The organism is Paenibacillus periandrae (assembly GCF_022458865.1).
Taxonomy (GTDB): domain Bacteria; phylum Bacillota; class Bacilli; order Paenibacillales; family NBRC-103111; genus Paenibacillus_S; species Paenibacillus_S periandrae.
Map to the genome: position 1 here is coordinate 97,049 of NZ_JAJNMU010000015.1, position 12,730 is coordinate 109,778.

Genomic DNA, 12,730 nt, shown 5'->3' on the forward strand with positions numbered 1-12,730 from the left:
AATTATAGCCTATCTTTATGAAATTAATATGAAATCAATTTCAGGTGGAGGGTGACTCGTACGTTGAAGGCTCTATTGGTTGATGACGAAAGACTTGCGCTCATACAGCTGGAAAAAATGTTAAAAGAGCTTGCTGACATCCAAATTGTGGGTACAAGTATGAATCCGCTGCAAGCGATAGAGATGGCTGGAGAATTAATGCCGGACGTTATTTTCATGGATATCCAGATGCCGGAATTATCAGGTCTGCAGGCAGCCGAGCTGCTGCAGGATATTTGCCCGTCAGCCGAGATCGTTTTTGTCACTGCATTTGATGAGTATGCAATCCAGGCGTTTGAGCTTCAAGCTCTTGATTATGTTCTGAAACCACTGCAGCGGAAACGGTTATTAAAAACGCTGCACCGGTTAAAGCAGAAGCATGTTCCCACCCCCAGCGTCCCGACTCTTGGAGAGCCCGTATCGATTCGCTGTTTTCCATCGCTTCAAATCGAATACAAAGAAGATCAAGCTGAGGAGCTCATCAAATGGAGGACCACCAAGGGTCAGGAGCTATTCGCCTATTTGCTTCACCACCGTGGACAATTAGTGCGAAAGAGTGAGCTGCTAGATTTACTGTGGCCGGATATCGATCCCAAAAAAGCGACCACACTGCTGTATACGACCATTTATCAAATTCGTCAAAACCTCAAGCGCAATGCCATTGACATTCCCATCCAAAGCTTGAGTGCGGAGGAAGGCTATATGCTGGATGCCGGGCGGGTGCGGTTGGAGTCCGATGAATGGGAGCACAACCTTCGTATGCTGGAGCACGTGAACGTGAATAATCTAGCCGCTCATCAACGGGTGCTGGACATGTACAGAGGCGAATATTTGGGCAAACATGATTATTTATGGGCTGAGGGAGATCGTCAGCGAATGGCAATGCGCTGGCTGCACCATGCTCAACAGGTCGCAGAGTGCTATTCGCAAAATGGAATGTGGAGCGAGGCTGTGCAGGTGTATCATCGTATCCAACAGGAGCAGCCATTGTCGGAGGACAGTTTCTTTGCATTAATGAAATTGTATGATCTTATGGGCCAGCGGGCGTCTGTAGAGGAGCAGTATCAGCTGCTGTTGAAGATGCTGGAGCAGGAGCTCAACCTTGAACCTAAGGGGGAAATTACTCATTGGTTTGAGTGCTGGAGGCAGCAGGTTAGTGAAGCTAGAGCTCATGCTCCCATAGGGATGGCAAGTAAACGAAATTCATACGAATAGTCGTTCAAAAGACAGTTGTATTCGGACAAAGTTCGATACATGATGACTGTCTTTTTTTGTCATGTACGCACCCCTGTAATCCATTTGCCGAACAGAAGGCGAGAATTTTGGTGATTCACTGAATAATTTATCAGAAATACATATAATTGTTCAGAAGTTTTTCAGTTCTAATTGATATAAGTAAGATGATTCATCTTTAACACATAATCGATCTTTGGTTAGGTGTATTTAATTACCCATAATGGAAAATTTTTTGCCACAGGAGGTGGAAATAGGTACGGGGATTCTAGGATCATTCAAGCTGCTTCCTAACGGGCTTGATCAACAGTCATTGGATATACATAGAGGATACATACACCTGATTGCAGGGTTACTCGGCTTGAAATTAATCTGCAATACGGAAGTACGGTATATCTTAAACCCGTAGCAAGAATGAGAATTAGAAATTGAAAGATGTTTGAGGAACATGTAGTTGGAATATTACTTAATACAATACATTGCCAGCTCATGTAAACCAATTTGGGGGAGCGATGTATGGGGAATTTGAAACAATTATCAAAAAGAAGCCGATCCCTTTTGGAGCTTCCCAAAAGAGTGCTTTTCTTGTTTATGGCCTTATCGTTGGCCTTATTGCCTTACTACAATTTTGGTGTGATGGCGGCTATTACCTTATCTCTAGAGAAAACGGTAGACAAGACGACAGCATTTCCAGGGGAAACCATCACGTATACGATTAAATACGCGAACCCAAGCACGACTGAAGCAGCTCAGAATATGATTATCACCGACGTCTTGCCAAGTACTCTGGATTATGTGGGAGTCGACACCCCGGCAGATGTTAATTCTGTCGATACTTCAGTCGCGGGAACAGTGAAATTTAATATGGTTAGTCCTTTAGCAGCAGGTAAAACCGGCATTATAAAGCTTAAAGCCAAGTTCAAGGAAGGGGTAACCCTGGATGGCACCACTGCCCAAAATAGTGTGACAGCCAAAGCTGATAATAGCCCTTCGATTACGGTACCAGCACCGGTGGTCACCGCAAAGGTTAATGCTCACGATTGGTTGATATCCAAATCAAAAATCCTTCCGGCAGTTGATCCGGTTTTGAACAGCAATGTAACCTATCAGATCAAGCTGAAGGGAAACAGTGTACTGGGTGGCACTAATATCCAAAACGTTGGAGTTATGGATACTCTCCCAGTAGGGTCTACTTTTGTTTCCGCCACTGGGGGCGGTGTGTATGATGCCGTGTATGGAAAGGTCTCCTGGCCTTCATCAACTTTAAATGTCGGGCAGGAAAAAACCTATGAAGTCGTACTAAGTTATCCAAGTCCAACCTTTCATGTAGGCGATTCGGTTACGAATTCCGTCTATGCGGTCGGTACCAGTCTGACTGGAGCTGCTCTTAGGACGAATACGGCTAATGCTACACATCTGCTAGCTGCTCCTGACCCAGGAATTTATGGCATTAAAAAGGAAGCACGTCAAGCGAGCGATGAGTATTCCATTGGCCAGACCGTCAAGTATAAGATAAATGGCTTTGGAAACAAAGGTAATGTGCCCTTGGATAACTTTGTAGTTGAGGATGCTATACCGAAAGAAATTAATCTGACTCAGATTTCTACAGGCTCCTATAGTAATAATACGGGTGTTACCGTAAATGTGTATTACCAGAAAAATGGAGTTAATACCTGGTTGAGTTGGACTGGAGGCGTTAATCTCAGCAGCGGCAGCAGCCAGACCTTAAATGCAGCTTCTTTAGGACTTGGGGCTGGTGAATATGTTTCCAAAGTGAAGTTGGATTATGGAACAGTGCCAAGCAGTTTCCGTGTTGCCTCCGATATCCAGCTGCAGGGGACCCTGCTTAGTACGGATCATAACTCACTACCGGTTGTAGATAATCAACTAATTAACAACACGGCTGTGCTTACAGCTAATTATGGACCTACACCTTTTAATAGCAGCAGCTCAGTAGACATTAAGGTTGTACAGCCTATACCTTGGGTTGTCGCGAATAAATCGGTTGTAGGCAGTGCATCGGTGAAAGAAAACGATACGCTCACCTATAAGCTGCGGGTACAGAATCATGAGTTTGCTACGGGGGATATGACGCACCCGGAAATAGTGGAATTCTTTCCGAATGAGTTGGAGAATTTCACAGTGGTGGGTATAACAAATAACTCCAGCACACCTATTGGAACCCCTGTTTTTAACAGCTATAACAAGACGGTAAGTTCAGTAACGTATTCGGTCTATAGTTGGGAGTTCCCGACTGCCGTTCTGAAGCCAAACGAGTATATCGATGTTACCATTAGCGGTACTGTCAAGCATGCTACACCTAATGGGAATTTTGGCAATACGATGTACGCAACGACTACAGCTACAAATACCTATAAAGGTACAGTAGTGAGCGATGTACCGGAAGACCGGGATAATAATCCGGCTACGACACAATTCGTAAAGGCCACGGTTAACGCTTATGTGAAATTCACAGGCTCTCTGGAATCCATCAAATGGGTAAAAGGAGAAGTCGATAATGCGTTCACAAAGTACCCGGCTAACGGAGAGACGCTGCCTGGTGGTAAAGCGATGTATCAACTGGTCGTAAGTAATGTTACTTCCAATGGTCCTATTTCCAATATCGTTATTGTAGATAAGCTGCCTCGTATTACAGATACAGGTGTAGTTGATACAAATGCTCGTCTATCTGACTGGAGACCATATCTGGTAAATAACGTTACGGGACCAGGCGGAGCACCACTGGATCCACGAATTAAGGTATATTATTCAACAGATGTAAATCCGAATGTCAGTGATATATCCAAACCGTTGAACCCGACTCATACAGGTTGGAGTCTAACGCCTCCTGCAGACATTACGACTGTCACCGCGCTGGAATTCGACTTCGGCACTATTACCCTTAACCAAGGAGAATCAGTCACCTTGGAATGGGATATGCGTGCACCAGTAAATGCACCGAGAAACAAGATCGCCTGGAACTCATTTGGTTATGGAGCAACTTATCCCGATGAGGGCGGACCACAGTCTTTTTTACCTTCAGAGCCTATCAAGGTAGGTTTTTTGATTAAGGATACTGATCCTGCAGGTACCGGTAATATAGGCGACTTTATCTGGTTGGATACGAATGCGAATGGCATTCAGGAAGCGGGCGAGAAAGGGGTCAATGGGATTCTTGTGAATCTATACAAAACCAACGATCCCACTACCCGTATAGGCTACACAAGAACCGGAGATCGACATGGAACGAATGAGCCAGGTTATTATGAATTTCCTAATCTTCAAGCTGATGATTATACGGTAGAATTCGTAATGCCGACTGGCCATTATTTATCACCTCATAATCAGGGCTCAGATCGTGCCAATGATAGCGATTTTACTTTAAATCCATCAACATTAACATACCAGGTAAGCAAAAATCTTGGTTATGAAGAAACTGATATGACTCTGGATGCGGGTATCTATACCAAAGGCTCAATTGGAGATTTTGTGTGGGTGGATAAGAACGCCAATGGTATTCAGGATGCAGGTGAACCCGGTCTTGACGGGGTAACGGTAGAACTGTATGCTGCTAATCTTACAACTCCTTTGAAAAGCACGACGACTAGCGGAGGCGGTAGATACTTATTCGCTGACCTCGATCCAGGAAGCTATCGCGTGAAGTTCATTAAGCCTAACGGGTATAAGTCGACGCTTCAGGATCAGGGTAACAATGATGAAAAAGACTCTGACCGTGATGAAGCGAGTGGTTTAAGCCATATCGTGGTATTAAGTGCAGGCCAAAACGACATGTCGGTAGATGCAGGATTTTATCTCGGTGAAATCGGCGATCTGGTCTGGCATGACCGGAATGCCAACGGTATTCAGGATGCAGGAGAACCAGGTATACCTGGTGTATCGGTTATGCTCTATAAGGCAGCTGACCTTACAACTCCTATAGCAACTACTACGACTGATGCAAGCGGGATTTACAAATTCTCTGATTTGCTTCCAGGAGATTATGTAGTCAAGTTTACTCGTCCAGCGGCTTACAATTATTTTTCTCCTTCGAATCAGGGTTCCAATGATGCATTGGATAGCGACGCGACCTATACGGCTCGGACTGATGCAGAAGCTGTTGTCACTGGTATTACGCTGCTCGAAGGCGGTCGCAACTATACCTTCGATGCGGGTGTATTCAATCCAGCAAGTCTTGGAGATAAAGTCTTTCTCGATGCCAACAAAAACGGCATTCAAGACACTGGAGAAGTGGGAATTTCAGGCGTAACGGTTAAGCTGTATAAGACTTCTGCACCTAATACCCCTGTGGCTACAACGGTTACCGGTCTAACAGGTTTGTACGAGTTTACGAATCTGGATCCAGATAGCTATTTCGTTGAATTCATCAAACCGGCAGGGTATGCTATCACTTCCAAGAACCAAGGCGGTTCTGCCGCATTAGATTCGGATGCAGACCCGACTACTGGAAAAACAGCCAGTGTCACCCTATCATCAGGGGAAGCTAATATGACAATAGATGCCGGAATGTATATTCCCACGAATGGCTCCATTGGGGACTTGGTCTGGCATGATTTGAATGCAAACGGCATACAGGATCCAGGAGAGCCAGGCATTCCGGGTGTAACCGTTGAGCTGTATAATGCGGATACAAATGCACTGCTGGATACCAAAATCACAGATGCTGACGGAAACTATCTCTTCACTAATCTTCTGCTTACAGGTAACTATAAAGTGAAGTTCCTTAAACCAAACGGGTACAAGGAAAGTCCGGCAAATGTAGGGGCGGATGACAGCAAGGATTCGGATAGAGATATCGTAACAGGTTTCAGCCATACTCTTACATTAAGTACAACTATTAATGATTTAACAGTAGATGCCGGTTTTTATAAGCTGGCCAAGCTCGGCGACAAAGTGTTTAAAGATGTGAATGTTAACGGTATACAAGATGCGGGTGAAACTGGCGTAGCTAATGTTACAGTTAATCTGTATCGTTCCGACGCCCCGACAGCAATTATCGCAACAACCGTTACGGATACCAATGGCAACTATCTGTTTGAAAATTTGGAGCCAGGTTCCTATGTGGTAGGGTTTGTGCCTGTTAGCGGCCACAGCTTTACGTATAAGCACGTAGGGATCGACAATACAATTGATTCCGACGTTAATAGTTTAGGCTTTACGGATCCCATTGTATTGCGTTCCGGAGATGATAATCGAACGGTGGATGCCGGGATTTACGTTCCTAATGCAGGTGGCGGTGGTTCTATTGGAGACTTGGTCTGGCATGATTTGAATGCAAATGGCATTCAGGATCCAGGAGAGCCTGGCATACCGGGAGTAACGGTTGAGCTCTATAATGCGGATACGAATGTGCTGCTCGGTACCAAAACTACAGATGCCTTAGGACATTATTACTTTAATGACCTTCTGATTACAGGTAACTATAAGGTGAAATTCCTTAAACCAGACGGGTACAAGGAAAGTCCGGCAAATGTAGGATCCGATGACAGCAAGGATTCGGATAGAGACGTTACAACAGGTTTCAGTCACACTCTTACATTAAGCACAACTATTAATGATTTAACGGTGGATGCTGGTTTCTACAAGCTAGCTAAGCTTGGCGACAAAGTATTTAAGGATGTTAATGAAAATGGCATTCAGGATATGAACGAAGAAGGCGTTGCGAATGTAACGGTTAACCTGTATCGTTCTGATGCGTTGGCCGTAATTATAGCCACAACCGTCACGGATGCTAACGGCAACTATCTGTTTGAAGATCTGGAACCAGGCTCCTATGTAGTAGGGTTTACGGCTGTTAACGGCTATAGCTTTACTTTAAAGAATGCAGGGACAGATCGTACCATGGATTCGGATGTCAATAACTTAGGTTTTACGGATCCTGTTGTATTGCTTTCTGGAGACGATAATAGAACTGTGGATGCTGGCATTTATAATTCTACCAAGGGGTCTATCGGGGATATTGTCTGGCATGATTTGAATGCAAACGGCATACAGGATGCAGGAGAGCCTGGCATTCCGGGAGTAACCGTTGAGTTGTATGACGCAGATACGAATGTGCTGCTGGGTACCCAAACTACAGATGCAGGTGGACGCTATCTGTTTACAGACCTTATTCTCGTAGGTAACTATAAGGTGAAATTCCTTAAACCAGACGGGTACAAGGAAAGCCCGGCAAATGCAGGAACGGATGACAGCAAGGATTCGGATAGAGACGTCACAACAGGTTTCAGTCATACTCTTACATTAAGTACAACTATTAATGATTTAACCGTGGACGCTGGTTTCTACAAGCTAGCTAAACTCGGCGACAAAGTATTTAGAGATTTCAATGTGAACGGTATACAGGATGTGAACGATGAAGGTGTTGCGAATGTTACAGTTAACTTGTATCGTTCCGATGCGCCAGCTGTAATTATTGCAACAACCGTCACAGATGCTAACGGTAATTATCTGTTTGACAATCTGGAGCCAGGTTCTTATGTAGTAGGTTTCGTGGCCGGTAACGGTTATATATTTACACCTAAGAACATGGGAACGGACAAAACTATTGATTCAGATGTTAATAATTTAGGTTTTACTGATCCTATTATATTGCTTTCCGGAGACGATAATCGAACGGTAGATGCCGGGGTTTATATTCTTTACTCAGGTGGCGGCGGAGGAGGAGGCGGTGGTGGCGGTGGCAGTGGCAGTTCATCACCAGAGCCAACAACACCAGAACCGACTCCAGGGACAACCCCAGTACCGACACCAGAGCCGACTCCAGGAACAACGCCGGTACCAACACCGGTACCAACACCGGTACCAACACCGGTACCAACACCGGTACCAACACCGGAACCGACTCCAGGAACGATTCCAGTGCCAACACCAGAACCGACTCCAGGAACGATTCCAGTGCCAGCACCAGAGCCGACTCCAGTAACAGTTCCAGAGCCAACTCCAGCACAACCCGTAACTACGGATCAGGATACCCCCGTAGCAGGAGAAGTGCCGTCGATAGTGGATACGGGAAATATAACGGTTCCGAAGACGTATACGCTTGAAGTTGAGCCTCAAAATGGGATTGTTGAATTAACGGATGATGGAAAATGGGTGTATAAACCGAAGGAAGGCTTTAACGGCAAAGATACCTTTACCATCGGCATCAAAAATGAGAATGGAGATATTAATTTCCATGATGTTACGGTCAATGTACTTCCAAATAGTAATAAAAAGGCCTCTGAACCGGTAGTTTCCCTAGTACCGAAAACAGGCCAAGAGGCTTATAGCAGCTTATATCTGACAGGACTGGCTTTGGTATTTGCTGGACTTGGGATATTTGGTGCTACACGTTGGCAACAACGTAGAAAATAAAATTCTACAAGCAGGGGCACATTATGTGCCTCTGTTTCACTTCAACTGTATAAACAAGCTATTACGAGTTCATAGGAGAGAGGAGAATCTTATGACAAAGCAATTTCCCCAAGCTGCCGCTAGAAGTTATAGATTCTTTTATTGGGCAGCTTCCATCCTGGTATGTGCTGGAATCGTGTTCATAAGCATGGATGCCTACATACAACATACTGAAAGAAGCAATTCACTTCAGTTAAAAAATCAGATGTTACATCTATACCATACAAAAGCACAATCCAGCACAGAGCAAGCAAATGAGTTCACTGAACTAACCAAAGAAGCAAGCACTGCAGTCAAAAGCCCAACGGAAAATGAGCGATTCCAAAGCTTATTGGCTATTAATAAAGAAATCATTGGATGGCTCCGTGTTGAAGGCACTAGTGTTGATTATCCGGTCCTACAGCATAAAGACAATGATTATTACTTAAACAGAGATGCATCGGGTAAAAAGTCCATTTATGGCAGTGTGTTTATGGATTACCGCCTGGACACGAACCAAGAACAACGTAATCTAGTCATTTATGGACATAATATGATAGATGGCTCCATGTTCGGAAGCCTTGGTAACTATAAAAACAAAGATTTTTTTACGGAAAACCGCAAAATTAACTGGGGAATACAAGGAAAAACGAGCGATTGGGAAATATTTTCCGTTTATACGATAGACGCCAGAAAAGATACTGTCGATATTTCATATGAAAACGACGATGCCTTTCTTCTTGCTATAGACCAATATCGAAAAAAATCTATGTATCAGGCAGCCGTGACTTTGCAAAAGGATGATCAAATTCTTACACTGGTAACATGCAGCAATGAGACAGATGATACTCGTTTAGTCATACATGCAGTAAAAAAGGGGCCGAGGGCCCCTTTTTCTTAACCATCCTATTTTATTTTGCAATCGGATAATCGCTTTCCACCCAAGTATGACCCATTTTCAGAAGGGCTTCATTTGTTACATTAAAATATTTAGTAGATTGAACACCTGGGTGATCAGGTGTAGGGTCGTCGAAGACGGTATCGAGCATATACCAGCTGTTATCTATGTTCACTGCATTCCACATGTGGGTTTGCGCAGGATCATCATTTATGTAACCAACCACGAGCTGACTTGTTATCCCTGCTTTGTTAAGAAGCTTATTTGTTAGGATCGCATAGCCTTGGCAGACGGCTTTTTTGTTGAAGAGTGCTGAGTAAGCTGTATGTCCGATGTCGTCCAAATTTTCATAAGAGGTATTGGAGACCACATAGTCGTGAATGGCAGCTTCTTTTTCAAAATTGTTCATGTTTGGTGTCAGGATTTCATTCAGAATACGGTCAACCTCATTGTTTACGTATTGGTCTTGTTCTAATGATGTAAGATATTGCGGCTGTAGAGTGATCGTAATATTACCGATGCTTCCCTTCATATTCATAGACAGATCTTTCATGTTCCAGTACAGTTCTTCATCAAGATTCCGTTGCGCGTGGTCTATAGTATTTTTAATTGCTTGCACGTAGCTTTTGGAGTCTTCTGCATCTTTCGATGTGTAGGTGATTGTAATGGAGTCTGGTTTTTTAGCAAGCTCAGCCTGAATGGTTAGTTCCAGCTCTGTTAAATTACTAGCTTGCAGTGGTGCATTGGCGCTTGCAGTCCCTGCTTGTGCCAACGAAGAGAGAAGAAAAAGCACAATGGTGAGCAGAGCGGTGGAAACCTTCAATTTGGAATACATAGCAAAAACCTCCTTTGTCATTAAGCCATGCCAAAAGAGGGTACAATATAATGTTGCCTCTTGGCGACCCGACGATCATAGCAAAATGCTTTAGACTCGTGGCTTTGCGTCCCTGCCTTTCGACAGGTTTGCCTTTTTCAAAAGTTATTAGATTTGAGTTTATAATACCATAGGGTACTATGAAGTTCAACCTGTATTAGCCATGAAGGCTGGTATAAAACGAAAGACTCGATTGAGTAAACCCGTCCAGGTATGCTACTATTTGATCATTATGAACAGGGCTTCTTCCTTAAGAAGAAGCATCTTTGTATGTAACGGAAGGGAGCGGTAAGAGTGAAGACTCAGCTGGAAGCATTGCTTCAACAAGTAGACCAGCGGCAGATGGAGCTCATCGATCTGGTCGAGCGTTTGATCCGGTTTCAGACACCGGCACCACCAGCTCGCAATACGGAGGAAGCACAGCAGTTTGTCGCTGCATTTTTGCAGGATAAGGGCTTTGTTATTGATAAATGGGACGTATACCCAGGAGATCCGAATGTCGTTGGCGTGTTAAAAGGCAGTGAATCGGATACGCACAAAAGCTTGATTATTAACGGTCATATGGATGTGGCCGAGGTGAGCCCGAACGAGGCTTGGGAAACGACACCGTTCACTCCGATTGTCAGGGATGGTGCGATCATTGGCCGAGGTGCTGCTGATATGAAGGCAGGGCTTGCCGGAGCACTGTTTGCTACTCAGCTGCTGCATGACGCAGGCATCCGACTGCCCGGTGATCTTACATTCCAATCCGTGATTGGTGAGGAAGTGGGTGAAGCAGGAACACTGGAATGCTGCAAACGCGGGTACAGTGCGGATTTTGCCGTTGTTGTCGATACGAGTGATTTGCATATTCAAGGGCAGGGCGGCGTCATTACAGGCTGGATCACGGTGAAAAGCAAGCAAACCTTTCACGATGCGACGAGAAGGAGTATGATCCATGCCGGAGGCAAGCTGTTCGGTGCAAGCGCTATTGAGAAAATGGTGAAGCTGGTTCAAGGGCTGCAGGATTTGGAGCGTCACTGGTCCGTAATCAAAAGCTATCCGGATTGTCCACCAGGTGCAAGTACGATCAACCCTGCCGTTATTGAGGGAGGACGACATGCTGCGTTCATTGCCGATGAGTGCCGACTATGGATCACCGTACATTTTTATCCGAATGAGACCCATGAACAAGTGGCCCAAGAAATCGAGGAGCATATCAGATTGGTGGCTGCTGGAGATGTATGGCTTCGAGATAATCCCCCTGAGTTTACATGGGGTGGTTCGTCGATGATTGAAGATCGCGGCGAAATCTTCCCTTCATTGGAGGTGGACCCGCAGCATGCCGCTGTTCGTGCGTTAATGGGGGCTCACGAGCGTATTTTGAACCGCAGGCCTATTGTTGATGTATCACCGACTGTCACCGATGGGGGCTGGTTTGGGGCTGCAGGTATTCCCGCAGCTATTTATGGACCGGGCGATTTGGGCAATGCCCATGCTGTCAACGAGCAGGTATCGATTCAGCAGGTAGTAGATTTCACCAAAGTCATGCTTCAATTTATATACGAATGGGGACATACGAAGAAGTAACCTTACTTAATAAAGAAAAGAGGAAGTCATCTATGTCATTTTCAACTTACTTACATGAAAAGCTCCAGCGTGTCTGGAGGCAAAACCATACTCACCCTTTTGTACAGGAGCTGGGGCAGGGAACGCTCCCCATCGAAAAGTTTCGCTTCTATATGGTTCAGGACTATTTGTATTTAATCGATTATGCGAAGCTGTTTGCTCTGGGCGCTGTAAAAGCGAATGATATCGGGACGATGGGCAAGTTTGCTGCACTGCTGAACTCCACGATGAATGAGGAGATGTCTCTGCATCGCGACTACGCAGCTCGTTTTGGGATTTCGCTAGAGGAGTTGGAGCAGGCCGAACCCTCTCCCATCACGCTGGCTTACACACACTATATGCTTAACGCTGCACACAATGGGTCTTTGGCTGATCTGGTTGCGGCACTGCTTCCATGTATGTGGAGCTATTGGGAGATTGGGGTGGAGCTGAATCAAATACCAGGAGCGTCCGAGCATGAATGGTATGGAGAATGGGTGCGGATGTACAGCTCGGAGGAATTTGGCGATTTGGCTCGCTGGTGCCTGGATCTGTTCGATCAATTGACAGAGGGTAAGCCGCAGGCAGAGCTGGACCGGCTGGAAACGATTTTCTTGAACACGACCCGCTATGAAACGCTGTTCTGGGATATGGCTTATAATCAGGAAACATGGCCAACTCGTTAAAATAATGAAATAATGGACTGC

General features: G+C 45.1%; 6 protein-coding genes and 1 riboswitch. Of the genes, 5 read left to right on the plus strand and 1 reads right to left on the minus strand.

What is annotated here, in order from left to right; translation table 11 throughout:
* The first annotated feature begins 63 nt into the window (after positions 1 to 63).
* The 3 genes from LRL21_RS24650 to srtB all read left to right on the plus strand — a co-directional run bounded on the left by LRL21_RS24650 (position 64) and on the right by srtB (position 9,565).
* Positions 64 to 1,254 (plus strand): response regulator, encoded by a 1,191-nt coding sequence (locus tag LRL21_RS24650; protein ID WP_240418433.1) that lies wholly within the window; start codon positions 64 to 66, stop codon positions 1,252 to 1,254.
* Positions 1,255 to 1,788: 534 nt separating this feature from the next.
* Positions 1,789 to 8,646 (plus strand): SdrD B-like domain-containing protein, encoded by a 6,858-nt coding sequence (locus LRL21_RS24655; RefSeq protein WP_240418434.1) that lies wholly within the window; start codon positions 1,789 to 1,791, stop codon positions 8,644 to 8,646.
* 91 nt (positions 8,647 to 8,737) lie between these two features.
* On the plus strand, positions 8,738 to 9,565 hold the full coding sequence (gene srtB / locus LRL21_RS24660) for a class B sortase (RefSeq protein WP_240418435.1): 828 nt from the start codon (positions 8,738 to 8,740) through the stop codon (positions 9,563 to 9,565).
* A gap of 10 nt (positions 9,566 to 9,575) precedes the next feature.
* On the opposite strand, the gene LRL21_RS24665 is transcribed toward srtB, so the two are convergent.
* Complete coding sequence (locus LRL21_RS24665; RefSeq protein ID WP_240418436.1) at positions 9,576 to 10,397, minus strand: transglutaminase domain-containing protein; 822 nt, start codon at positions 10,395 to 10,397, stop codon at positions 9,576 to 9,578.
* Positions 10,398 to 10,456: 59 nt separating this feature from the next.
* Positions 10,457 to 10,540: riboswitch (cyclic di-GMP riboswitch) on the minus strand.
* Between the two features lie 190 nt (positions 10,541 to 10,730).
* Between LRL21_RS24665 and LRL21_RS24670 the strand changes: the two genes are divergently transcribed.
* Positions 10,731 to 12,005 carry an acetylornithine deacetylase gene (locus LRL21_RS24670; protein ID WP_240418437.1) on the plus strand — a complete coding sequence of 425 codons (1,275 nt, stop codon included), beginning with the start codon at positions 10,731 to 10,733 and terminating at the stop codon, positions 12,003 to 12,005.
* Positions 12,006 to 12,037: 32 nt separating this feature from the next.
* Positions 12,038 to 12,709, plus strand: coding sequence for a thiaminase II (gene tenA, locus LRL21_RS24675; protein WP_240418438.1), 672 nt, complete (start codon positions 12,038 to 12,040; stop codon positions 12,707 to 12,709).
* The last annotated feature ends 21 nt before the right edge of the window (positions 12,710 to 12,730 follow it).

Excerpts from the sequence above, each read along its gene's own strand:
- LRL21_RS24655 (WP_240418434.1), top strand. The coding sequence starts at position 1,789 with ATGGGGAATTTGAAACAATTATCAAAAAGAAGCCGATCCCTTTTGGAG.
- srtB (WP_240418435.1), top strand. The coding sequence starts at position 8,738 with ATGACAAAGCAATTTCCCCAAGCTGCCGCTAGAAGTTATAGATTCTTT.
- LRL21_RS24665 (WP_240418436.1), bottom strand. The coding sequence starts at position 10,397 with ATGTATTCCAAATTGAAGGTTTCCACCGCTCTGCTCACCATTGTGCTT.
- tenA (WP_240418438.1), top strand. The coding sequence starts at position 12,038 with ATGTCATTTTCAACTTACTTACATGAAAAGCTCCAGCGTGTCTGGAGG.